The organism is Pseudarthrobacter leeuwenhoeki (genome assembly GCF_055412885.1).
Genome location: NZ_JBVAYY010000002.1, coordinates 144,155 through 166,348 on the forward strand (window position 1 = coordinate 144,155; position 22,194 = coordinate 166,348).

At 67.5% G+C, this 22,194-nt stretch carries 29 protein-coding genes; 15 read left to right on the top strand and 14 right to left on the bottom strand.

Features of this window, described 5'->3' with window-relative positions; all coding sequences use genetic code 11:
• Positions 1–38 precede the first annotated feature (38 nt).
• The 3 genes from ACZYX4_RS02325 to rplI all read left to right on the top strand — a co-directional run bounded on the left by ACZYX4_RS02325 (position 39) and on the right by rplI (position 1,477).
• Positions 39–641 carry a single-stranded DNA-binding protein gene (locus tag ACZYX4_RS02325; protein ID WP_463873384.1) on the top strand — a complete coding sequence of 201 codons (603 nt, stop codon included), beginning with the start codon at positions 39–41 and terminating at the stop codon, positions 639–641.
• 126 nt (positions 642–767) lie between these two features.
• The gene (gene rpsR / locus ACZYX4_RS02330; RefSeq protein WP_003800144.1) at positions 768–1,007 is read left to right on the top strand and encodes a 30S ribosomal protein S18; all 240 of its coding nucleotides are present in this window, start codon (positions 768–770) and stop codon (positions 1,005–1,007) included.
• Positions 1,008–1,024: 17 nt separating this feature from the next.
• Positions 1,025–1,477: a 50S ribosomal protein L9 gene (rplI, locus tag ACZYX4_RS02335; RefSeq protein WP_463873386.1), complete on the top strand. Its 453-nt coding sequence runs from the start codon at positions 1,025–1,027 to the stop codon at positions 1,475–1,477.
• A 102-nt stretch (positions 1,478–1,579) separates the two neighbouring features.
• Here the strand turns inward: rplI and ACZYX4_RS02340 are convergent, their stop codons facing one another.
• Positions 1,580–2,095 (bottom strand): DUF1801 domain-containing protein, encoded by a 516-nt coding sequence (locus ACZYX4_RS02340; RefSeq protein WP_463873388.1) that lies wholly within the window; start codon positions 2,093–2,095, stop codon positions 1,580–1,582.
• A 65-nt stretch (positions 2,096–2,160) separates the two neighbouring features.
• Here ACZYX4_RS02340 and ACZYX4_RS02345 point away from each other — a divergent pair, with 65 nt between their 5' ends.
• Together ACZYX4_RS02345 and ACZYX4_RS02350 are read left to right on the top strand one after the other, a co-directional pair.
• Positions 2,161–3,021 (top strand): PhzF family phenazine biosynthesis protein, encoded by an 861-nt coding sequence (locus ACZYX4_RS02345; RefSeq protein ID WP_463873389.1) that lies wholly within the window; start codon positions 2,161–2,163, stop codon positions 3,019–3,021.
• A gap of 211 nt (positions 3,022–3,232) precedes the next feature.
• A complete protein-coding gene (locus tag ACZYX4_RS02350) occupies positions 3,233–3,859 on the top strand; it encodes an FMN reductase (RefSeq protein ID WP_463873390.1) in 627 nt (208 codons plus the stop codon).
• Between the two features lie 78 nt (positions 3,860–3,937).
• Here ACZYX4_RS02350 and ACZYX4_RS02355 read toward each other — a convergent pair whose 3' ends face one another.
• Positions 3,938–4,510: a hypothetical protein gene (locus ACZYX4_RS02355; RefSeq protein WP_463873391.1), complete on the bottom strand. Its 573-nt coding sequence runs from the start codon at positions 4,508–4,510 to the stop codon at positions 3,938–3,940.
• Between the two features lie 4 nt (positions 4,511–4,514).
• Complete coding sequence (locus ACZYX4_RS02360; RefSeq protein WP_463873392.1) at positions 4,515–4,943, bottom strand: hypothetical protein; 429 nt, start codon at positions 4,941–4,943, stop codon at positions 4,515–4,517.
• 628 nt (positions 4,944–5,571) lie between these two features.
• On the opposite strand from ACZYX4_RS02360, the gene dnaB reads away from it, so the two are divergent.
• Positions 5,572–6,954, top strand: coding sequence for a replicative DNA helicase (dnaB, locus tag ACZYX4_RS02365; protein WP_463873393.1), 1,383 nt, complete (start codon positions 5,572–5,574; stop codon positions 6,952–6,954).
• A 3-nt stretch (positions 6,955–6,957) separates the two neighbouring features.
• Here dnaB and ACZYX4_RS02370 read toward each other — a convergent pair whose 3' ends face one another.
• Complete coding sequence (locus ACZYX4_RS02370; RefSeq protein WP_463873395.1) at positions 6,958–7,932, bottom strand: acyl-CoA thioesterase; 975 nt, start codon at positions 7,930–7,932, stop codon at positions 6,958–6,960.
• A gap of 240 nt (positions 7,933–8,172) precedes the next feature.
• On the opposite strand from ACZYX4_RS02370, the gene ACZYX4_RS02375 reads away from it, so the two are divergent.
• The 3 genes from ACZYX4_RS02375 to ACZYX4_RS02385 all read left to right on the top strand — a co-directional run bounded on the left by ACZYX4_RS02375 (position 8,173) and on the right by ACZYX4_RS02385 (position 10,652).
• The gene (locus ACZYX4_RS02375) at positions 8,173–9,528 is read left to right on the top strand and encodes an MATE family efflux transporter (protein ID WP_463873396.1); all 1,356 of its coding nucleotides are present in this window, start codon (positions 8,173–8,175) and stop codon (positions 9,526–9,528) included.
• Positions 9,529–9,608: 80 nt separating this feature from the next.
• Positions 9,609–10,202, top strand: coding sequence for a hypothetical protein (locus tag ACZYX4_RS02380; RefSeq protein WP_463873397.1), 594 nt, complete (start codon positions 9,609–9,611; stop codon positions 10,200–10,202).
• Between the two features lie 144 nt (positions 10,203–10,346).
• Positions 10,347–10,652 carry a hypothetical protein gene (locus tag ACZYX4_RS02385; protein ID WP_463873398.1) on the top strand — a complete coding sequence of 102 codons (306 nt, stop codon included), beginning with the start codon at positions 10,347–10,349 and terminating at the stop codon, positions 10,650–10,652.
• A gap of 58 nt (positions 10,653–10,710) precedes the next feature.
• Here the strand turns inward: ACZYX4_RS02385 and ACZYX4_RS02390 are convergent, their stop codons facing one another.
• Positions 10,711–11,022, bottom strand: coding sequence for a hypothetical protein (locus tag ACZYX4_RS02390; RefSeq protein WP_463873399.1), 312 nt, complete (start codon positions 11,020–11,022; stop codon positions 10,711–10,713).
• Between the two features lie 208 nt (positions 11,023–11,230).
• Here ACZYX4_RS02390 and ACZYX4_RS02395 point away from each other — a divergent pair, with 208 nt between their 5' ends.
• Complete coding sequence (locus tag ACZYX4_RS02395; RefSeq protein WP_463873400.1) at positions 11,231–11,398, top strand: hypothetical protein; 168 nt, start codon at positions 11,231–11,233, stop codon at positions 11,396–11,398.
• Positions 11,399–11,484: 86 nt separating this feature from the next.
• On the opposite strand, the gene ACZYX4_RS02400 is transcribed toward ACZYX4_RS02395, so the two are convergent.
• Positions 11,485–12,027: a CGNR zinc finger domain-containing protein gene (locus ACZYX4_RS02400; protein WP_463873401.1), complete on the bottom strand. Its 543-nt coding sequence runs from the start codon at positions 12,025–12,027 to the stop codon at positions 11,485–11,487.
• A 123-nt stretch (positions 12,028–12,150) separates the two neighbouring features.
• Between ACZYX4_RS02400 and ACZYX4_RS02405 the strand changes: the two genes are divergently transcribed.
• Positions 12,151–13,158, top strand: a complete 1,008-nt coding sequence (locus ACZYX4_RS02405) for an EamA family transporter (protein WP_463873577.1) — start codon at positions 12,151–12,153, stop codon at positions 13,156–13,158.
• 67 nt (positions 13,159–13,225) lie between these two features.
• On the opposite strand, the gene ACZYX4_RS02410 is transcribed toward ACZYX4_RS02405, so the two are convergent.
• The 7 genes from ACZYX4_RS02410 to ACZYX4_RS02440 form a co-directional block, all read right to left on the bottom strand.
• A complete protein-coding gene (locus ACZYX4_RS02410; protein WP_463873402.1) occupies positions 13,226–13,489 on the bottom strand; it encodes a hypothetical protein in 264 nt (87 codons plus the stop codon).
• Positions 13,490–13,776: 287 nt separating this feature from the next.
• A complete protein-coding gene (locus ACZYX4_RS02415; RefSeq protein ID WP_463873404.1) occupies positions 13,777–16,191 on the bottom strand; it encodes a heavy metal translocating P-type ATPase in 2,415 nt (804 codons plus the stop codon).
• 57 nt (positions 16,192–16,248) lie between these two features.
• Entirely contained in the window at positions 16,249–16,479 is a 231-nt protein-coding gene (locus ACZYX4_RS02420) for a heavy-metal-associated domain-containing protein (RefSeq protein ID WP_463873406.1), read from the bottom strand.
• Between the two features lie 67 nt (positions 16,480–16,546).
• Positions 16,547–16,894 (bottom strand): metal-sensitive transcriptional regulator, encoded by a 348-nt coding sequence (locus ACZYX4_RS02425; RefSeq protein WP_463873407.1) that lies wholly within the window; start codon positions 16,892–16,894, stop codon positions 16,547–16,549.
• A gap of 286 nt (positions 16,895–17,180) precedes the next feature.
• The gene (locus ACZYX4_RS02430; protein ID WP_463873408.1) at positions 17,181–17,693 is read right to left on the bottom strand and encodes a universal stress protein; all 513 of its coding nucleotides are present in this window, start codon (positions 17,691–17,693) and stop codon (positions 17,181–17,183) included.
• A 2-nt stretch (positions 17,694–17,695) separates the two neighbouring features.
• Positions 17,696–18,100 (bottom strand): arsenate reductase/protein-tyrosine-phosphatase family protein, encoded by a 405-nt coding sequence (locus tag ACZYX4_RS02435; protein WP_463873409.1) that lies wholly within the window; start codon positions 18,098–18,100, stop codon positions 17,696–17,698.
• Between the two features lie 203 nt (positions 18,101–18,303).
• Positions 18,304–19,689 carry an NAD(P)-binding domain-containing protein gene (locus ACZYX4_RS02440; protein ID WP_463873410.1) on the bottom strand — a complete coding sequence of 462 codons (1,386 nt, stop codon included), beginning with the start codon at positions 19,687–19,689 and terminating at the stop codon, positions 18,304–18,306.
• Positions 19,690–19,771: 82 nt separating this feature from the next.
• Between ACZYX4_RS02440 and ACZYX4_RS02445 the strand changes: the two genes are divergently transcribed.
• From ACZYX4_RS02445 to ACZYX4_RS02460, 4 genes are all read left to right on the top strand, one after another.
• Positions 19,772–20,122 carry an ArsR/SmtB family transcription factor gene (locus ACZYX4_RS02445; protein ID WP_463873412.1) on the top strand — a complete coding sequence of 117 codons (351 nt, stop codon included), beginning with the start codon at positions 19,772–19,774 and terminating at the stop codon, positions 20,120–20,122.
• Between the two features lie 77 nt (positions 20,123–20,199).
• On the top strand, positions 20,200–20,400 hold the full coding sequence (locus ACZYX4_RS02450) for a hypothetical protein (protein ID WP_463873578.1): 201 nt from the start codon (positions 20,200–20,202) through the stop codon (positions 20,398–20,400).
• Between the two features lie 56 nt (positions 20,401–20,456).
• On the top strand, positions 20,457–21,596 hold the full coding sequence (locus ACZYX4_RS02455; RefSeq protein WP_463873413.1) for a WD40/YVTN/BNR-like repeat-containing protein: 1,140 nt from the start codon (positions 20,457–20,459) through the stop codon (positions 21,594–21,596).
• A 5-nt stretch (positions 21,597–21,601) separates the two neighbouring features.
• Entirely contained in the window at positions 21,602–21,889 is a 288-nt protein-coding gene (locus ACZYX4_RS02460) for a MoaD/ThiS family protein (protein ID WP_463873415.1), read from the top strand.
• 5 nt (positions 21,890–21,894) lie between these two features.
• Here the strand turns inward: ACZYX4_RS02460 and ACZYX4_RS02465 are convergent, their stop codons facing one another.
• The gene (locus ACZYX4_RS02465; RefSeq protein WP_463873417.1) at positions 21,895–22,131 is read right to left on the bottom strand and encodes a hypothetical protein; all 237 of its coding nucleotides are present in this window, start codon (positions 22,129–22,131) and stop codon (positions 21,895–21,897) included.
• Between the last annotated feature and the right edge of the window lie 63 nt (positions 22,132–22,194).

The window sequence follows — 22,194 nt, forward strand, 5'->3', positions numbered from 1 at the left end:
CACTCTTCACCCCGCAGGAACGAACAAGGAGGCAGTAGATGGCAGGCGAAACCACTATTACGGTCATCGGTAATCTCACCAGTGACCCCGAACTGAGGTTCACACCGTCAGGTTCGGCAGTAGCGAATTTCACCATCGCTTCTACTCCCCGCACCTTCGACCGCCAGTCCAATGAGTGGAAGGACGGGGAAACCCTGTTCCTCCGCGCATCGGTATGGCGCGAAGCAGCCGAAAACGTCGCCGAATCCCTGACCAAGGGCATGCGCGTGATCGTTAACGGCCGGCTGAAGAGCCGTTCCTACGAAACCAAAGAAGGCGAGAAGCGCACCGTTATCGAGCTTGAGGTCGATGAAATCGGCCCCAGCCTGCGCTACGCCAACGCCAAGGTCAACCGCACCCAGCGCTCCGGCGGTGGGGGTGCCGGCAACGGCGCCCAGGGTGGCTTCGGCAGCGGCAGCGGCGCCGGCGGCAACAGTGGCGGCGGCTTCGGTGGCGGCTCTGGTGGAAACCAGGGCGGCAACTCGGGCGGAACCTGGGGCGGCAACCAGCCCGCACAGCAGGATGACCCTTGGGCTACGCCCGGTGTCAGCAATGCAGGCGGCGGCTGGGGCAACGGCCCGGATTCCGAACCTCCCTTCTAAACAACATCTAAGGTTCGATGACGGAACCCGCCGGAACGCCGCAAGGCGGACGGGCGCTGACCGGCGTCGGATCACCACCATCCCGTGGATCAATATCCACGGGCTCCATCGAATAGGAGCTCCACGATGGCTAAGGCTGAACTCCGTAAGCCCAAACCAAAGTCCAACCCCTTGAAGGCCGCTGACATCACTGTCATCGACTACAAGGACGTAGCATTGCTGCGCAAGTTCATCTCCGACCGCGGAAAGATCCGCGCCCGTCGCGTCACTGGCGTCACGGTGCAGGAACAGCGCAAGATCGCCCAGGCAATCAAGAACGCCCGCGAAGTTGCTCTGCTGCCTTACTCCGGCGCTGGCCGCGGCTAAGGAAGGGATTAACTAACATGGCAAAGCTCATTCTGACCCACGAAGTAACCGGTCTCGGTGCTGCAGGCGACGTTGTCGAGGTCAAGGACGGTTACGCACGTAACTACCTGCTGCCCCGCAACTTCGCTCTGACCTGGTCCAAGGGTGGCGAGAAGCAGGTTGAGTCCATCAAGACTGCCCGCGCCGCCCGCGAGCACGCTTCCCTGGAAGACGCTCAGAAGCAGGCCGCTGCACTCTCCTCCAAGCCGGTCAAGCTCGTTGTCAAGGCTGGCGAGACCGGACGCCTGTTCGGCACCGTCAAGCAGGGCGACGTGGCCGACGCTGTTGAGGCCGCTGGCCTTGGCCGCATCGACAAGCGCAAGGTTGAACTGCCGACGCACATCAAGTCGGTTGGTTCCTACCAGGCCAACGTCCGTCTCCACAACGACGTTGCCGCTGTGATCGAACTCGACGTAGTCGCAGGCAAGTAGCCCTCACCGGCTACGCAGTCCTGAACTGCTGGAGGGCCCCCGCTTTCGGATTCCTTTGAGGAACCGGACGCGGGGGCCTTCTGCTTTAACTCCAACGCGGGGTCACTTAGCGCCCATGGTGCCCGGCGTTTTGGGCGCTAAGTGACCCCGCGTTGCTTCGGCCGATGGAGCCGGGGTGTGGTGCAGGACCGTTCTCACGTGCCGGTAGCCGTTCCGGATCAGATCGGTGAGCACCGCCTCGTCGACGTCGTCGAGTGTGGTGACATAGAGGCACCCGGCGCCGGTCTTGTGCTTCCCCAGCCGCGCCAGCAGCCCGGCCGACTCCGGTCCGTAGGTTAGCCCATAGAGGGAGAGGCCGGCTTTCCGCGGCGAGAAGCCAACGGCGGGCGCATCGCCCTCTCGCCCGGTCGCGTACTTGTAGTGGTAGCGGCCGAACCCGACAATCGTCGGGCCCCACATCTCTGCCGGCTGCCCGGTGACCTTTTCCATCAGTTCCAGCAGCCGGAGCCCGTCCCGGTGCCGGACGGGATGGTCGACGGCGGCGAGGAAGTCCTCTACCGACGCACCGGTTGCCGTGGTCTTGTTTTCGGTTTTGATCGGGGTCTTGTTCACAGCCATGCGGGAAGTCTTGCAGACCGCGGCAGCCCTGTCAGCCGCACCGGCGCCGGTGATAGCCTGCGGCAGTGACCCCACGTGCCGCACCCGCCCCCCGCCTCCGCCCCTTCGCCCAGGTGGACGTCTTCTCGGCCGAGCCCTACCGGGGCAACCCGCTGGCCGTTGTCCTCGACGCCGGGGGCCTCTCCGCGGAGGTGATGCAGCGGTTCGCCAACTGGACCAATCTCTCAGAGACCACCTTCCTGCTGCCCCCCAGCGATCCCGGGGCGGACTACCGGGTCAGGATTTTCACCGGCAGCGAGGAGTTCCCCTTTGCCGGCCACCCCACCCTCGGCTCAGCGCATGCCTGGCTTGAAACCGGCGGCATCCCCCGGCAGGACGGGATGCTGGTCCAGGAGTGCGGGGCCGGACTTGTCCGGGTGAAGCACGACGGCGGCCGGCTGGCGTTCGCGGCCCCGGCACTGACCCGCTCGGGGCCGGTAGCCGAAACGGACCTCGTCCGCATCGCTGCCGGCCTCAGAATGCCGCGGGAGGCGCTGCTGGACGCGTCCTGGCTGGTCAACGGCCCGGACTGGATCGGTGTGCTGCTGGAGTCGGCGGAACTGGTGCTCGCCGTCAGGCCTGATTATGCGGCCATGGCGGGACTCAAAGTCGGCGTGATCGGCCCCCATCCCGCCGGATCGGAGGTCGGCTTTGAGGTGCGCACCTTCATTCCGGGCGACGCCGCGGCGGAAGACCCCGTCACCGGCAGCTTCAACGCCGGTGCTGCCCAGTGGCTGATCCGCAGCGGCCGGGCCCCGGAGTCCTACGTTGCGGCGCAGGGAACGGCGCTGGGACGTTCCGGCCGGGTGCACATCGATGCGGCGGGGGACGACATCTGGGTCGGCGGGAGTTCGGTGAGCTGCGTCGAGGGGTTTGTCCTGCTCTGAATGGCCGGGCCGGGCAACGGCGTCAGGCCTGCCATCCTGGTTGCCCTGTCAATCGTTGTCCCCATTTGGGCCTGTCATTCCGCCCGTTTAGGGCCCAAAAGTGACAGCGCAACGTAGGCGGGAATAAGCGGGGCGGCCCGGCGCTTTACTATTTATATGCAAACGCATGTATCAGCGTTTGCGGCCGTGCCACGACTTGAGGAGCATCCCCGTGGAATCCCGACGCATCACCGTTCTCTCCGCCGGACTCGGAGTCCCGTCGTCGAGCCGCCTGCTGGCGGACCAGCTGGCCGCCTCCGCAGAACGCCGGCTGGCCGCGGCCGGCTATGCCGTCGAGATCCAGGTGGTGGAACTGCGCGACCTCGCCGTGGATATCGCCAACAACTTCGTGACCGGCTACGCCGCACCGAAGCTGGCCGAGGTGATCGCCGGAGTCGAGGCCTCGGACGGCGTCATCGCCGTCAGTCCGGTCTTCAGCGCCTCCTACAGCGGCCTCTTCAAGTCATTCATCGACGTCCTTGACCCCAATTCGCTCGAGGGCAAGGCAGTCCTGCTCGGAGCAACCGCCGGAACCGACCGGCACCAGATGGTCCTGGACTTCGCCATGCGGCCCCTGTTCAGCTACCTCCGCACCAGGATTGCCAGCACTGCCGTCTTTGCCGGACCCCAGGACTGGGGCCATAACGACGACGGCGGGTCACCCCTCTCGACGCGGATTGACCGGGCGGCGGGTGAGTTCGTCGGGCTGCTGCAGGGTGCCCGGCCGCAGCAGAAGCAGGCTGCCCTGGAGTCGCTGCCGTTCGAGACGTTGCTCGCCGGGATTTCGGGCCGGCACTGACCGCTCCGGCACAGGTCTGCTACCTCACGGCCCCGGACCGCGCGGCGGAGACCGCGGGCGTCCCCCGCGGAAGCCGGGTCAGTCCTCCAGGAGGGCGATGAATTCGCGCGCCTGCTTGATGGAGATGTCCGAATGGCGGGTGAGGGCCTCCGCGGCGGCCTCGGTGTCGCCGCTTCTGGCCAGGGTGCGGATCCTGCCGTAGATCTCATCGTTAAGCATATTGCTGCTCACCTCGCGGGTGACGTCGCCCTTGCTGGCGATGGCCCGGTAGCGGTACGCAAAACGCTGCGGTGCGTCGTCGTCGTCCTCGGTGGGCGCTTCGGCGGGGGCTTCGGGCCGGAAGGGCTGCGGGTGGGCAGCCAAGGCCCCCACGGCGTCCCTTGAGGCCCGCAGCCCGTCTCCGGTGGCCTCGAAGTACAGCTTGATGGCAGCCATGGCCTGCCCCTGGGCAATCAGCGCGTAAATCCGGCGGTGCTGTTCCTGGCTGAGTTTGGCCGTCGCGGCCCGTGCGATGTCAACCGGATCGCGTCCCGTCGGAGGGGCTGCTTCCGGGTGTGGCCGCGGGCCGCGGCGCCCGAGGGCGCGGGCGCCGAGCAGGACGGCGGCACCGACGAGCGCCAGAATCAGCAGGGGGATAAGCAGGGGTTCCATGAAACTACAGCCGATCTACATATTTCTTGGCGGTCAAAAGATCTGAATGGGTTGCCTGGCGCAGCAGCCTGATGGCCTGGAGCTTCTTGCCGTCCCGGGCCAGTGACTGGAGTTGCAGGGCAAGCTGTGGGTTCACCTGGCCGCCGGGGAGCACGTGCCTCTGGGCTCCCAATGCCAAGCGGGCATGGTCGGCCTGCTGTGACTGCTGCTGTTCATTCTGGCTGGGGCGGGTGACGGCGTCCACACGGGCCCGGGCGGCGGTGGCGGCCTGGACCTGGGCCGCGTAGTGGGCCTGGGAGCGGACGTCCAGTTCGTGTTGGTAGCGCTCCGCGTCGGACATGCCCAAATCGCGGGGTCTCAGGGCCGTGGCAAACGCCCAGAGGACTGCTGCCAGGATAAGGGCAGGCAGTATGACTAGCAGTACATCGCCCATGGGAAGAGCTTATGTCAGATCGCAGTTATCCACAGCACATTCCGCGATCGGCATAGCGTGCGTCGCCGCCGGCGGCAAAGCCGGGCGATCCGGTGACGACCATCACTAAATGTGCAATTTCCGACGTTGTGTGCCCTCGTGTGCGGCCTGCTATCCCCAGCTGCTCGCCGGTTGCTGTGGATGAATGGTGGTGGAAATTCTTTTGTGTCCACACCGCGATTCCGGTGTTTCCGCAGGTCAGAGGCTTATTGTAGGGGCAAGAAATTTTCTATCCACAGCTGTTCCCACAGGCTGTGCACAAGCAGGAGCCAGTAGTGCACAGGTTATCCACAGGAGGGGCGGCCGGCCGGGTTGGTGCCTGCCCCGGCGGGGGATAACGTTGCTGGATATCGAGCCTTGGATACCGAAACCCGATACTGGCTTCCCTTTCAACCCCGGCCCCTCGGGCCTGGACCCGGGCTGTGGAAAACCGGCAGTTCCCGGAGGCAGCCAAAGTGTCGGGGCCCGCTGATAGTACTTAACCCGTCGGGCTCACTCCGGGGTCGACGCCAGCGGGCACCAAGGCCCATGGCACACGCGTCGCCGGCGCACGGACATCCGCCGGGGCACACAATGGAGGACGGCAGTTTTGTCAGTTACGCATCTGGACTCAGTCGAGGGGACGCGGGGAGCCGAAGGCAGCCGCAAGCCGCCACAGGACATTCCCGCCGAACAATCGGTGCTGGGCGGCATGATGCTGTCCAAGGACGCCATTGCCGACGTCGTCGAAATCCTGCGCGGTGTGGACTTCTACCGCCCTGCGCACGAGACGATCTACGAAGCCATCATCGACCTTTACGGCCGCGGCGAACCTGCCGACGCCGTCACCGTCTCGGATGAACTGACCAAGCGGGGAGAGATCAACCGGATCGGCGGCCCCGCCTACCTTCACGAGCTCATCCAGACTGTTCCCACCGCCGCCAACGCCGGCTACTACGCCGAAATCGTGGGCGAACGCGCGGTCTTGCGCCGCCTGGTCAATGCCGGCACCAAGATCGTCCAGCTCGGCTATGGCCAGGACGGTGAGGTCGAGGACCTGGTGAACCAGGCTCAGGCCGAGATCTACGCCGTCGCGGAGCGCCGCACCGCGGAGGACTACGTTGTCCTCAAGGACGTGATGGAGTCCACCGTGGACGAAATCGAAGCGTCCGGCCACCGCGAGGAGGGAATGACCGGGGTTCCCACCGGCTTCTACGAACTCGATGAGCTGACAAATGGCCTGCACCCCGGCCAGATGATCGTCATCGCTGCCCGTCCGGCCGTCGGTAAGTCAACTTTCGCCCTGGACTTCGCCCGCTCCGCGGCCATCAAGAACAACCTCGCCACCGTGATGTTCTCCCTGGAAATGGGCCGGAACGAGATCGCCATGCGTTTGCTGTCCGCGGAGGCCACGATCGGCCTCCAGGACCTGCGCAAGGGCACGATCAAGGACGAACAGTGGTCCAAGATCGCCACCACGATGGGCCGGATGAATGACGCACCGCTCTTCATTGACGACAGCCCCAATATGTCGCTGATGGAAATCCGGGCCAAATGCCGGCGCCTGAAGCAGCAGCATGATCTCAAACTCGTCATCCTTGACTACCTCCAGCTGATGAGCTCCGGCAAGAAAGTGGAGTCCCGCCAGCAGGAAGTGTCCGAGTTTTCCCGTGCGCTGAAGCTGCTGGCCAAAGAACTCCAGGTCCCCGTCATTGCCCTGTCGCAGCTGAACCGTGGCTCCGAGCAGCGCCAGGACAAGCGGCCGATGGTCTCGGACCTTCGCGAATCAGGCTCCATTGAGCAGGACGCCGACATGGTCATCCTGCTGCACCGTGAAGACGTCTACGACAAGGAGTCGCCGCGGGCCGGCGAGGCGGATATCCTCATCGCCAAGCACCGTAATGGGCCTACCAAGGATATTGTGGTCGCCTTCCAGGGCCACTACTCGCGGTTCGCCAATATGGCGGCCGACGCCGGGGGCGGCGGCTTCTAAGGGCTACTCGCCGCCGGTCCGAAGCAGGTGGTTGGGCAGCCGGTTCCCCGGCGCCCGGCCCCGGATCTCCAGCAGTTCGCGGGCGTGGGCGTGCAGCCGCTTGTCTTCCTCGGACACCGGCACCCACTGGGGGACCGGGACGGACGTGCCGTGCTCGTCGCGTGCCACCATCACGGTCAGGCAGTAGGTCGTGAGTTCCAGTTCGCGTCCCTTGGGATCTCCCGAGCGGACATGGACCGCGATGTGCATGCCCTTGGTTCCTGTGTAGACGAGCCGGGCCTCCACCTCCACCACGTGGCCAATGAGCAGCGGACGGTAGAACCGCACACCGCCGGAGAAGACGGCCACCGTGTCCATTCCGCAGTACCGCGAGGCGCAGACGTAGGCCGCTTCATCGATCCATTTCATGACGATGCCGCCGTGCACTTTGCCCCCCCAGTTCACATCCGTGGGCGCGGCCACAAAGCGGAGCACAACGTTCTCGGCGGTTCCGGCGTCGGTATATTCCTGCCCGCTCATTGCCTGGACGATGTCCTCGCGGACCTTGATCCGCGCCAGCGCATGGTCGCGCTGTTCGATTTCCTCAAGCGTCGTCGGCTCAAACTGCGGCACCGGGATGGGCTTGCCGTCCGCGCCGACGGCCACGAATATCACCATGCACTGGCTGCGCATCGTGGCCGGGCCGCCCTTCGGATCGCCCGAGGACACCACGGTGCGGATGTGCATGGAGGACCGGCCGGTGTAGACAATCGTGGCCGTGACTTCAACCATGTCCCCGCTGTTGACCGGGTCCGCAAAGTGGATGTTCCCCACGTAGGCCGTCACACAGTAGGACTTGGCCCAGCCGACCGCGGCCGCATATGCGGCCTTGTCCACCCACTCAAGCACGGTGCCGGCGTCGACCGAACCGCTGTGGCCGACGTCGGTGGGCGCGGCGAGGAAGCGCAGGGTCACGGCGTTGGCGGCAGTATCACTCATGGTGTGAGTTTACTGGCGGGCCGCGGAAGCGTCGCGGGCGGGGACACAAACGCAGTGCGGGGCGCCATACAAGGCGCGACGGCGGGCGGCCACCTGGAGGTGGCCGCCCGCCCGGACCCGCGGCCCGGTGCAGGGGATTCAGGCCAGGACGCGGAGCCCGGAGCCGGCGCGGCCGAAGGGGGCCTTGTCCACGGGGCCCTTGCCGCGGTCCGGCGCCGGCCCTGCGGCTAGGGTGGTTCCGTGCCCGCCTCAGCCCCGCCCCCCGCAGTCCTCCCGTCCGCGGCGGCCCGCCGGCGGGAAATTCTGCGCCTCGCAGTCCCGGCCTTCGGTGCGCTCATCGCTGAGCCGCTGTTCCTCCTCGCGGATGCGGCAATCGTCGGCCACCTCGGCGTGGCCCAGCTCGCCGGCGTCGGACTGGCATCCGCGGTGCTGCATACCGTGGTGGGCCTCATGGTGTTTCTGGCCTACTCCACCACTCCGGCCGTGGCGCGGGCGGTCGGCAACGGGCAGCTGACCAGGGCCCTGGCCGCCGGGCGGGACGGCGTCTGGCTCGCCCTGCTGCTTGGAATCGTCCTGGCGGCCGCCGGATTCCTCGCCGCCGAACCGCTCCTGGACCTGATGGGCGCCACCGGAGACGTGCGGGTCTTCGCCGTGGACTACCTGCGCTGGTCGATGCCCGGGCTTGTTGCGATGCTGCTCATTTTTGCCGGCACCGGCGTGCTGCGCGGCCTGCAGGACACCCGCACGCCGCTGTTCGTCGCGGCCGCCGGGTTCACGCTGAACGTTGTGCTGAACCTCTTCCTGGTCTACGGGCTGCAGCTGTCCGTTACCGGCTCGGCAATCGGCACCAGCATTGCCCAATGGGCCATGGCCCTGGTCTACGTCGTCATGGTCCAGCGCAATGCCCGCAACCACGGCGTGTCCCTGCTGCCCGATTGGCGCGGCATCCGGGCGCTGACCAAAGTGGGCTCGTGGCTGATGCTGCGGACGCTCAGCCTGCGCATCGCGATCCTAGCGACGGTGGTGGTGGGCACCGCCCAGGGGCCGGTCAACCTGGCCGCCCACCAGCTCGCCATGACCGTCTTCACCTTCCTGGCCTTCGCCCTCGACGCCCTTGCCATTGCCGCGCAGGCGCTGATCGGCAAGGAACTCGGTGCGTCCCGCCCCGCGGCGGTGCGGGAGCTTACCGGAACCATGGTCCGCTGGGGACTCGGTTTTGGGGCACTCGCCGGGATATTGCTCGCCGTCGCGGCGCCGTGGGCGGGCCAGCTCTTCACGTCCGACGCCGAGGTCCGGGCCGCGCTCACGCTGGCGCTGTGGGTGCTCGCTGCCGGGCAGCCGCTTGCCGGCTATGTCTTTGTCCTCGATGGCGTGCTGATCGGTGCGGGGGACGCGAAGTACCTGGCGCTGGCCGGCGTTGTGAATCTCGCCGTCTATCTGCCGCTGCTGCTGGCCGTCCGGCAGTCCGGGGCCGACGGCGGCGCGGGCCTGCTCGGGCTGTGGGCGGCGTTCTCGCTGGGCTACATGGCGGCGAGGGCTGTGACACTCGGCCTTCGCGCGCGGACGGACCGGTGGATGGTGCTCGGCTCGCACTGAGTCCTGCCGCGCGGCTTTCCCGCCCCGGCCCGCGCGGCGTCCCGGAACGCGCGGGTGCGGCTTCGCACTAAACTGGTCAGGTGACTCTCCCCGCAGACCCTGACGCCCCCACCGCCCTGCCCGCCGCGGCGGATCTCTGGAAACCCGTGCTGGTCCGGGCGGCCGTAGCGCTGGGATTCGGTGCTGTGACCGTGTTCTGGGCTGCGCCCTCCACGGCGGGCATGGGCTGGGCCGGCGGTATCTACCTGCTGGCCACGGGTGTGGCGCTGCTCTGGAGCGTGAACAAGACCGGGCTCCGCGCCGGATCCGCGTCCAGCAAGGTCCTGTCAGCCGCTGGCGCCGTGCTGACCGGAACCGGCGCAGCGCTCGGGCTTATGTCCGGCAACCTGCTCTTCGGTGTCCTTGCCGCCTTGGGTCTGGGGCTTGCCGGCGCGGCAGAGCTGTACCTCGGCATCACCAGCCGCGGCCGGTCCGTGCTGGCCCGCGACTGGATTGCCTCCGGCGTCGTCGGGGTGGGCACCGCGTGCCTGCTGCCGTTCTTCATTGACCTCGGCCCGCATGCACTGCTCGGCGTCGCCGGCGGCGGTGCCATCATCAGCGGCGTGCTCTGGATGCTGGCCGGGCTGACGTTGCGGCACGATGCGCGGGCCGATTCCATGAAGGCCGTAAACTAGAGCGGACAGGTTCTACCTTGCGTAGAACGATCGCGGCATCACAACGGCCACGCCTGGCGGCGTCGGCTGCAGGAGGAAAGCACCTTGGCACAGCATAAATCTGGAGAACAGCGTAAGCCGCGCACCTCGGTCAAGGGGCCGCTCATGTTCTCAGCCTTCTGGGCAGTGCTGGCTTTCGTTGCCACCCTGATTTTCGCTTCCGGCGGCAGCGCCAAAACCCCGCGCTTTGACCTGGCATTCACTGCCGCCGGCATCGCCTTCATTGTGATCCTGGTGGTGCTTGCCATGCTTTCGATGGGGCACAAGCCCAACGATGAACAGCTCGGCAAGGGCTCCGGCGTCAACCTGAGCTCCCGGCACTCCGGACACGGCGGCCACCCGGTGCAGCCCCGGCCGGATGCCGGCGCCCCGGATGCCGGCCCCCGCGGGTCGGGCGACGACGTCCGCTAAGTCCGCGAACGCCGTCCTGCCCGCCCGGCGCCCGGTTCTGGCGCCACGGCGAACGTTCCTACTTGGTCCAGGAAATCGGATTCTTCAGGTAAGGGTTGTCGCTGTAGTTGGCGTAGGCGTACTTGGAATCGGTGTACTCGACGGTCGTGATTTCATCGCCGGCCGGGGCCAGGAACACCTGGCAGGACACCATCGTGCTGCCCACTACCAGGCTCAGGGAGTCCCCGGTGCCGGTGGTGGCGAGGCGCGTGCCGGCGCACTGGTCGAAGGCGCCGAAGACGATGAGTGACTGCGCGTCGGAGCCGTCCTTGAGCTGGGCGGTGACCCTGGGCTCGCTGATCCCAAGGGATGCCCTGCTGAGGCTGTCCATCCGGTGGCTGACCGTGACGAAATAGGGCGTCTGCCCGGCGAACTTCGCAGCGTCCTTGAACTTGGCGAAGTCGTCCGGGGTTCCCGCGACGACACCCGTCAGCGTCGAGGTGAAGACGGCCTCCGTGTACTTCGGGTCCGCCTTATCCTTGCCCGTGTTGGTGTGGGTGACAGCAGATTCGCCGGCCTTGAGCTTGGTTCCCGGCGCGGTGAGCGAACCGCCCGCTGCGGCTGCGGCAGCGGACGGCGCTGCAGCACTGGGCGTGCCGCTGGAGCTGGGTGTGGCACTGGCGCTGGGGATGCTGGCTGCAGAGCTTGAGGCCTCGGGCGGGACGGTTGCGGCGGGCTCGGAGCCACCCCCGCCACACGCGGCCTAATGGCTGCGGATTAATCCATTTTATGGGGAAATTGGGGGGGCGCGGCTCGGCCCGCGCGGGTCGCGGCAAGGATCTTTGTGACCCGCTCAGGACGCCGCCTTCCGCGCCCGGTAGGCCGCCACGTGCGCGCGGTTGGCGCAGTTCCCGGTGTCGCAGTAGCGCTTGGAACGGTTCCGGCTGAGGTCCAGCACGACGGCGTCGCAGTCCTCGGCGGCGCACACCAGCAGGCGGTCCATTTCCTTGCTGCGGATGACATCGACCAGGGCCATCGCGGCTTCCGTGCTCATCCGGTCCGCCAGCGGAGCGTCCGGGGTGGTGGCGTGCAGGTGCCAGTCCCATTCGTCGTGTTTGACGAGCCGGGGGAGCGCGCGGGCCTCCCGCAGCAGCCGGTTCACGGTGTCCACGGCGGCGGATTCGTCCGCGAGCCAGAGGTCAGCAAGTTCCCCGCGGAGGCGTTTCACGCTGGCCAGCTCGGCCGCGTCCCGGGTCCGCGAACCGGTGAATCCCTCGGCTTCCAGGAAGCGATCCAGGTCCTCGGTCGTGGACAGATGCTCATCCCCGTTGGCCGCCGAGTTGATCAGGTTGACCACGGACCGCAGGGCCACCTCCGTGTCAGGGGCAAAAAGCATTTTGACTCCTTACGTCGGAGTGGCGTACTGTCATGAGCATAACCCTACTTTACTCCTGACAGGAGGCAGTCCTTGTCTGCCGCACGCCGCACCGCCGAAGCACCGGCCACGACCGATTCCGGAATGCGCACCCCCGGAAAGCCCGGTGAAAGCAAGCCCGTTGCGGCATCAGCATTCATGGCGTCAGGCCTGGGGGTTGCCTTGTTTTCCTCGGCCGTGTTCGGTCTCTCCGGGTCCTTCGCCAAAGCGCTGCTGGAGACCGGCTGGACCCCCGGGGCTGCAGTCACCGCCCGCCTCACCGGGGCGGCGATTATCCTGGCCGTCCCCGCCATTCCGGCGTTGCGCGGGCGCTGGCACCAGCTCAGGGACAACTGGCTCACGGTGCTGCTCTTCGGCCTGATCGGGGTCGCCGCCTGCCAGTTGTTCTATTTCAACGCGGTGGCCCGCCTGTCGGTAGGGGTCGCCCTGCTGCTGGAATACCTGGCTCCCGTGATCATCGTGCTGTGGCTCTGGGCCGCCAGCCGCAAACGCCCACGGCCCCTGACAATTGCCGGAACCCTGCTGTCCCTGGGCGGGCTGGTCCTGGTCCTGGACCTGACGGGGGCCGTCAAGATCGACCTCATCGGCGTGCTGTGGGGAATCGCGGCCGCGGTCTGCCTGGCTATCTACTTCTTCATCACGGCCAAGGAAAACGACACCCTGCCGCCGATCGTGCTCGCCTCCGGTGGACTTATGGTCGGTGCCGTCACCATGTGGCTTGCCGCGGCAACGGGCCTGCTGCCGATGGCGTTCAGCACGGCCGACACCCGGCTGGGCCCCTGGGTCACCCCCTGGTGGGTGGCCCTGGGCGGGCTCGTGGTGCTGGCCACCGTGCTCGCCTATGTATCCGGCATTGTGGCGGCGCGGGCTCTCGGCTCCAAAGTGGCATCCTTTGTCTCGCTGACCGAGGTCCTGTTCGCCGTCATCTGGGCGTGGCTGCTTCTTGGCGAACTGCCGGGCCCCATCCAGCTCATGGGCGGCCTGCTGATTGTCGGCGGTGTTGTGCTGGTCCGGCTGGACGAGCTCCGGACCCCCTCCGGGGCCGGACCTGCGGCGCTCGACCACGCGAACGACGTCGAACCCGTGCCGTAGGCAGCCACCGACGAAACCGGCCCGGACGCTGCTGCGTCCGGGCCGGTTCGATTCTGCGGGATGGTGCCTAGCGGGAAGCGCTTTCCTGCTCGGTGGCGTTGCGGCTGGCATGCTTGCCGGCCTCCTGCAGCGCCTGGGAGACCTTCGCCAGGGCGGAAACGTGCTGGCCGTTCCATTCGCTGCGGAACTTGTCGGCGTCCGGACCCTTCCAGTCGGTGCCCTCGAGCACCTTGGTCAGCAGCGACTTCTGCTTGTCGATCTCCGTCGAACCTGCCTGCAGCTTCGTCCCAAGAGTCTTGAGCTGAGCAATGTCTGCACCCCAAATAGCCATTCGAAAAATCTCCTCAAGTGGTAGAACCGGGCCAGGGCCGGTAGGGCCCCCCGGCGGATCCCGGCTGCTCCGGAAGATCCAATGCCCCCAAACTATCCTGCCCGCCGGAATAGTGTCGATGGGCAGCCCTCCCCATGCCCTCGATCCCGGACGCAAAGGCACCTGGCATGACCCTCCACGATTTCGAGCCGCACGCCACCACCGCCGAAGTGGAAGCCGCCAAGGCGAAGGCCAGGGCTGCCGTCCACTTCGGCGCGGCCTGAGGGGCGCGCCCCGGCGGGGGCGGCCTACCTGCCGAAGCGGCGCAGCCGCAGCGAGTTCGCCACGACCAGCACGGAGCTGGCGGCCATCGCGGCGCCGGCGATCATCGGGTTGAGCAGGCCCAGGGCCGCCACCGGGATCCCGACGGCGTTGTAGAAGAAGGCCCAGAAGAGGTTCGTCTTGATGATGGCCAGGGTCCGGCGGGACAGCTCGATCGCCTGGGCTACCTGCCCCAGTTCGTTGCCCATGACCGTCAGGTCAGCGGCCTCGATGGCGACGTCAGTGCCGGAGCCCATGGCGATGCCGAGGTCCGCCTGGGCCAGCGCCGCGGCGTCGTTCACGCCGTCGCCGGCCATGGCCACGGTGGCGCCGGCCGCCTGCAGTTTCCGCACAGCCTCGACCTTGCCCTCCGGCAGCACCCCGGCGTACACGTCCTCCGGAGCGATGCCGACGGCGGCTGCCACCTGCGTGGCGACGGCGGCGTTGTCCCCGGTCAGGAGGATCGGACGCAGCCCAAGCCTCCGGAGCCGCAGGATCGCGGCTGCCGATCCCGGCCTGAGCGTGTCCCGCAGGCTGATGATTCCGGCTGGCTCCCCGTCCACGGCGAGCCAGACCGCGGTGGCCCCGGAGCCCTCGGCGTTGCCCAGGGTCTCCAGCTGTGCTGCGGTGGGGGTGATGCCGTTTTCCTGCAGCCAGCCCGTGCGGCCGGCCGTCACGAGCCGGCCCGCGACGGTTCCCTGGACTCCGCCGCCGGGTGCGGAGCGGAAGCCGGCGACGGCGGGAAGGGCGCCGGCGTCGTTGACGCGGCGTTCCGCCGAGAGCGCGGCCGCGGCGACGGCGCGGGCGATCGGGTGTTCGGATGCGGCCTCAACCGCGCCGGCCAGGCGCAGCACCTCGGCCGCGCTGAAGGTTCCAAACGCCTCGGTGCCGTCGACGGCCAGGTGTCCGCTGGTCACGGTGCCGGTCTTGTCGAGCAGGATGGTGTCGACGGTCCGGGTGTCCTCCAGCACCTGCGGCCCTTTGATCAGGATGCCCAGCTGCGCTCCCCGGCCAGTTCCGGTGAGCAGTCCCACAGGGGTGGCCAGGCCCAGGGCGCACGGGCAGGCGATGACCAGCACGGCGACGGCGGCCGTGAACGCGGCGCGCAGTTCGGCATCGCTGATGTCCGGAGCGGCTGCCAGCATCCAGACGCCGAAGGTGACTGCGGCAATGGCCAGGACCACCGGCACGAACACCGAGCTGATCCGGTCCGCGAGACGCGCGATCGGCGCCTTGCCGGTTTGGGCCTGGGAGACCAGCCGGCCCATCTGGGCGAGGGTGGTTTCGGCGCCGACGCGTGTGGCGCGGACCAGCAGCCTGCCGGAGGTGTTGATGGTGGCACCCGTGACCGGACTGTCCGGGCCGACTTCCACCGGCACGGACTCGCCCGTCACCAGCGAGGCGTCGACGGCGGAGGACCCTTCGACCACGACGCCGTCGGTTGCAATTTTCTCGCCGGGGCGGACCACAATGAGGTCGCCCACCCCCAGCTGATCGGCGGGGATCTGCTGCTCCTGGCCGTCGCGGAGGACCGTGGCATCCTTGGCGCCCAGGTTCAGCAGCGCCTTGAGGGCGTCTCCGGCCTTCTGCTTGGCATTGGCCTCCAGGTACCGGCCCAGCAGCAGGAAGGTGGTGACGACGGCGGCAACCTCGAAGTAGAGACCGCCGGAGCCCATTCCCTCCATACTGTCCATACCCTGCGGGTGGTCGGTCATCCGCGGGTCCACAAAGAGCTGCCAGGCCGAGAAGACATACGCCGCGGTCACGCCGATGGAGACGAGCGTATCCATCGTGGAGGCGAGGTGCCGGGCATTGATGGCCGCGGCCCGGTGGAACGGCCAGGCCGCCCAGGTGACCACGGGCAGGGCCAGGGCTCCTGCGACCCAGCCCCAGTTGGCGAACTGGAAGGCCGGGAACATCGAAATGAGGAACACCGGGATGGTGAGGATGGCCGCGACCATCAGGCGCGGGCGGAACTTGGCCGCCGGGTGGGTCGCGGCGTGGTCGCTTCCCCGCGCCGCCGGTCCGCCATGCTCGCTCGTGCCTGGCCCAGACTCATGCTGCCGCATGCCGGCACCGTCGGCGCGCGTGGACAGCGCCCCGAAGGTTTCACCTGGCGCCCTAACGGCGCCGGGTTCAATCACCGCGGCTGGGTACTGGGGGGCCCGGACGGTGGCTTTGTAGCCTGCTGCCGCCACGGTGGCGGTGATCTGGGCGTCGGTGACCGCCTCGGGGACTGTGACGTGGGCTGATTCCAGGGGCAGGTTGACGGTGGCGGTGACGCCGTCGAGCTTGCCGAGCTTGCGTTCGAGGCGGTTGACGCAGGAAGCGCAGGTCATGCCCTCGATGTCGAGCTCGATCACCCGGTTTCCGGGTTGGTCCAGTAGTTGCTCTCTGCTCATGGTGTTCCCTGCCTGTCCTGGTGCTGTGCGCTGCGTCGTGTGCCGGGCCGGTGCTGCTCAGGTTTCGTTGGACACGACCAGGTAGCCCGCTTCGGCAACGGCCTCGCCGATCTCTGCGGTCGACAGGGCCCCGGTGGAGGTGATGGTGACGGTGGAGATGCCTCCGGAGTTGAGGTCGACGTCGACGGCTTCGACGCCGGCCAGGGATTCGAGCTCCTCGCTGACGGAGGACACGCAGTGGCCGCAGGTCATTCCGGAAACGTTGACGGTAGTGGAAACGGTGCTCATGGCTTGCTCCTTGTGGGTGGGCTGCTGGTGGTTGGGCAGGCCCGTCGTGTGGTGGGTGGTGTCGCTGCTACCGCAGCAGGCGGCCGATGGCATCGGTGGCCTCCTTGACCTTGAAGTCGATGGCTGCCGCCCTCAGTTTCGCGTCCGGTTCGGAGGCGGCGCCGACGACGCAGTGGCCGATGTGCTCCTCCACCAGTCCAAGGCTGACGGCGTGCAGGGCTTTGGTGACAGCGGCGACCTGGGTGAGGATGTCGATGCAGTACTTGTCCTCATCGACCATCCGGGCGATGCCGCGCACCTGGCCCTCGATACGTTTCAGCCGCAGAAGGTAGGCGTCCTTGTTGGAGGAATAACCGTGCTGATGATGCTGCTCGCCGTCCGCAGGTTCCATGGCGGGGGCTTCGGGCTCGTTCATGAGCCCAATCTATACCCCATAGGGGTATATGACAAGTACCCCATAGGGGTATTTTTGGCCGGTGCCTGGCAGAAGGGTCCGGACACAAAAAAGGCTCCGGAGTGCGTTATTGGGGGATACGCACTCCGGAGCTGTCTTTGGGTCGGCGGTTTTTCTTCCACCTACGCAATCAAGCCTACGTGGCGGGGGGCGGCGAAGCCAGCACCTCGAATAAGAACATTCACTTTATTTTTGGGGGACCCGTCGCGCCACCCGGAGTCGACGCCAACGTTCGCCGGGCAGGACGTCAGGAACTATGTTTCGTCCGGTGGTGGATGGCGGCCCGGACCGGAACGATGAGGATCGGATGGTCCTGATGGTGGCTGAGCCACGCTGCCACCGAACCGTTGAGGGCAGCGGAAATCCGGTGACCCAGCCCGGGTTCCGGGGTGCCCACGATGATCATCGTGGCACCGACCTCGGCTGCCAGCTTGCCCAGCGCCCTGGCCGGGTCACCGGCCAGCGTCCGCAGGGTCCACTGGATGCCCAGGCCGTCGCAGGCTGCGCCGATGCTGTTCCGCAACTCCTGCGTTACGGCCCGGATTTCGGCGTTGTCAGTGTCGGGGTGCAGCGAGAGCCGGTGCGCGGACCGGGCCGGATCCCACTCCACGAGGTAACTCGCCTCGTCCACATGGGCGCAGATCAGCGGCGTGGCGAGTCTTGAGGCCAGCGCGGCGGCAGTCTGCAGCACTTCGGGGCTCTGTCCCGGGAGCACGCCGACCACAAGGGGCGGCGGGCCACTCGTGCGTTCGGCGGACATACTCAATTGTGGCTCCCGCCCCGCGCCGGGAACAGGGCCTTACTCCCCGGGCTTTCCTCGGCCACGCGTCTGAAGGAGGGACGAAACCAGTCCCCTGACCCGGTCGTGGATCTGGTCGCGGATGGCACGGACCGTTTCGAGGGTCCGGCGGGGTCCGTGAGCTCCCAGTCCTCATGCCGTTTGCCGGGGTAGATGGGGCAGGAGTCGCCGCAGCCCATGATGATGATGACGTCGGAGGCCCGCACGACGTCGTCGGTGAGGGGTTTGGGATAGTCCTTGGTGAGGTCCAGGCCCATTTCGGACATGGCCGCGACGACGGCGGGGTCGAGTTCGGCTGCCGGCATTGAGCCGGCCGAGCGCACCCGGATCCGGCCTTTTGCCTCGGCGTTGAGCAGAGCCGCAGCCATCTGGGAGCGGCCTGCGTTATGGACGCAGACGAACAGCACCTCGGGGACCTCGGAGCCGACGGCTCCCTTGGATTTCGCCAGGGCGTTGAGCCGGTCGTTGGCGAAGTGCTCGGTGGTGGCCGGGTTCTGGGTGGTCGGTCATGTCAGCACTCCAGAGTGTTCGATTGACGAAGGCTGGGCGAAGAAGACGAAAGGGAAAGAGGTCAGTTTTCGCCGGAGCGGCCGTGGGCCAGTCCGGTGGGGAACCCGACGAGGACGGGTTCGGGTGTTCCGCAGCAGCCGCCGGAAGTTTCCGCTGCAGGCCCTGCCGGTTCGGCGGCGGGGACGTCGCAGCTGGTGCCGATGTCGGAGGAGCAGACGCCGGTTTCGGGGAGTTCGAGCTGGACGGTGTCGGCGGCTTCCCGGTCCCCGGCCAGGGCGGCCGCGACGGAGCGGATCTGTTCGTAGCCGGTGGCGAGCAGGAAGGTCGGTGCCCGGCCGTAGGACTTCATGCCGACGATGTAGAAGTCCTGTTCCGGGTGGGCCAGCATTGTGGCGCCATGCGGCTCGACGGTGCCGCAGGAGTGGAACTCCGGGTCGATCAGCGGGCCGAGCTCACGCGGGGCTTCGACGCCCGGGTCCAGTTCCAGCCGGAGTTCCCGGAGGATGTCCAGCCCGGGGCGGAAGCCGGTGGCCGGAACCACGACGTCAGCTTCGAGGGTACGGCCGTCCGTGGAGGTTGCGGTGACGGCGCCGCCGGCCGGTGCGAGGGCGGCGATCCCGAAGCCGGTGTGCAGCTCCACCGCGCCGGACTCGACGAGGCGGCGGAGCCGGCTGCCGAGCTGACCGCGGGCGGCCAGGCGGTCAGCGTCGCCGCCGCCGTAGACCTTGGCGGCGGAGGCGCCGCGGACGGCCCAGAGGATCCTGGTCTGCGGTGACTGGCTGGCGAGTTCGGAGAGGTTGATCAGGGTGTTGGCAGCGGAGTGGCCGGCGCCGACTACGAGCGCCGTGCGGCCCTCGAACTTCTCCCGGTCCCGGCCCAGGACATCCGGCAGCGGTGAGGAAATCCGGTCCGCTGCGGCGGCTTCGCCGAGGGCGGGCAGACCGGAGGTTCCCAGCGGGTTGCGGGTGGACCAGGTGCCGGACGCGTCGATGACGCCGGCTGCCCGGTAGTCGCGGACTTCGCCGTCGGCGTGTTCGACCCGGACCACAAAGGGTGTGTTGTTGCGGTTGCGGCTGTGGGTCTTGTCCATGCCCTGCCGGGTCACGGCCACGACGCGGGCACCGGTGTGCAGGCGGGGCGCGATCGCGGGAAGTGCAGCCAACGGGGTGAGGTACTGGTCGATGAGTTCGCCGCCGGACGGCAGCGCCGTGGCCTCCGGCGCCTCCCAGCCGGAGGCTGCGAGCAGGCGGACGGCGGCTGCGTCAGTGTTGAAGCGCCAGGGCGAGAAGAGGCGGATGTGCCGCCACTGCCCGATGGCGGCGCCCGCCGTCGGACCGGCCTCAAAAATCAGCGGCTCGAGGCCGCGCTCCAGGAGGTGTGCTGCCGCGGCAAGGCCGATCGGGCCCGCTCCGATGACAGCAACGGGAAGATTGGTGGTGACAGCCATGGTGTCCTCTGTCCGGATAGATTGATGATGCGAGTATGCCCGCCTATATCGACGTCTGTCAATATAAGTGCATAATGGAAGCATGACAACACAGCAGATTGTTGAATCCACGACGGCCGAAGCCTGCTGCCTGCCGTCCGGGATGCAGGTGCTGGGCGCAGAAGAGGCGCAGGGCAAGGCCCAGCTCTTCAAGGCCCTTGCCGACCCGAACCGTCTGCGGCTGTTGTCCATCGTGAAGGCGTCCGACGGCGGTGAGGCCTGCGTCTGCGACCTCACCGAGCCGCTGGACCTTGGCCAGCCCACGGTGTCCCATCACCTCAAGATCCTCGTTGACGCCGGACTGCTGCACCGCGAAAAGCGGGGCACCTGGGCCTACTACTCGCTGGTCCCTGGCGCGCTGGAGCGGACAGCGGACATGCTCGCGGCACTGTAGGCCGGCAGGGCCATGCGGCACTTGAACACTTCCGGTGCGGGGCCTAGCGTGGCAAGCCTCAGGAAGGGGTGACCGCCGTGGAAATCTTCATGTGGTGGCTGGATCTGGATCTGGCGAGCAAGGAGTGGCTGCGGGAAAACCTGCGGGCCACCGAGTTGCCGCTGAACGTGGTGCAGGGCATTGCCGAAGCCGGCGGCCCGCACCCGGATGACGTTTTCGGGGTGCTGACCGACGCCGACTGGGACTTCATCGAGACGCAGTCCGAATTCGTCGACTGACCCGGCCTTCAAAAAAATCATTGCGGGCATCCTCTGGTGGTGGTTCCATAAGGGGCATGGCTACCGCAGAGAGTTATGTCCTGGCGATCGGCACCAAAAAAGGACTCTGGCTGGCGACGAGCCCGGACCGCAAAGACTGGTCACTTTCCGGCCCGCACTTCCTGATGAGCGAAGTCCCCAGCATCGGCATCGACACGCGCGAGGACCGGACCCGGATTCTGGTCGGCGTGCGTTCCGAGCACTGGGGTCCCACCGTGTTCCACTCCGATGACCTGGGCGAAACGTGGAACGAGCCCGACGAGGGTGCCATCCGCTTCCCCGAGGGCACCGATGCCGCTCTGGAACGGGTCTGGCAGATCCACCCCGACGCCGCGTCCCGGCCCGGGGTCGTCTGGGCCGGCTGTGAGCCGATCTCGGTCTGGAAATCCACCGACGGCGGCGAACACTTCGAGCTCAACCGCGGCCTCTGGGACCACCCGCACCGCGGTGAGTGGGGCGCCGGCTATGGCGGTGCCGCGGCGCACTCGATCGTCATCGACCACACCGGCGAAAAGGTGCACGTCGCGATGAGTACCGGCGGCGTTTACCGCTCGCTCGACGGCGGCAGCTCCTGGGAGCCGCGCAACAAGGGAATCTCGGCCTACTTTATGCCCGACCCCAACCCGGAATTCGGCCAGTGCGTGCACAAGATCGCGGCCGATGCCGCCGTCGACGGCCGCCTCTACGCGCAGAACCACCACGGCGTCTACCGCAGCGACGACGACGCCGAGAGCTGGGAGTCGATCGCGGAAGGCCTGCCGGCGGACTTCGGCTTCGTGATGCTCACACATCCCCGCCGGGCCGGCACCGCCTGGGTGATCCCGCTCAAGGCCGACGGCGAGAGGATCCCGCCGGAGGGCAAACTGGCGGTGTACCGGACCGACGACGCGGGTGCGAGCTGGAAGCGGCTTGACGACGGACTCCCGGGAGCGGAGTTCAACTCCGTGCTCCGTGACGCCGCCTGCGTGGACGCGGCGAAACCGGCCGGCGTGTACTTCGGCACGCGCGGCGGCAGCGTCTACGCCAGCGCCGACGAGGGGGAACACTTCGCCGAGGTGGCTTCGCACCTGCCGGACGTGCTGTGCGTGCGGGCCGTGGCCGTCGCCCCGGCCGTTGTCTCCGGTTCCGCGGCGGTCGGCGCCGCCGTGGGCGTCTGAGGCCCGTGGCCGGCATCAGTGTGGTGCTGCCCAGTGTGCTCCAGCCGCTGGCCGGCGGGCAGCCCTGCCTGACTGCGCCCGCAGACGCCGCGGTGACGGTGGAGGGGGTGCTGGACGTGGTGACCGGGGAGTTCCCGGCGCTGTCGAGGCGGTTGCGGGATGAGACCGGGGCCATCCGACGCTACGTGAATATATACGTCAACGGGAATGAGATTCGCCGCTTGCAGGGCCTGGCCACCGAGGTTTTCCCGGGCCAGGAGGTCCTGATCATCCAGTCCGTCGCGGGGGGCTAGCAGGCTCAGGCGACCCGCCAAAGACTGCACTCGTCCGTGTTGATGGCTTTCCGGGTTCCGGACTGCCGGTCCATGATCCAGACCACGCCGATTCCGGGCGCGGTTTCTTGGACGCTGCCGCGGCGGATCACTACGTCGTCGTGGTTCGGGCCGACCTTGATGCGCGCCTCGATCTCGTCGCCGCGGTGCAGCTGATCCAGGGCGCGGATGCGGGTTGCATGGGCTTTGGCTTCCTTCAACATGGCGGGGCCTCCTGGACTGGAGCGTGATGCCTGCTCTTGCCGGCACCTCCAGTGTCCTGCGCC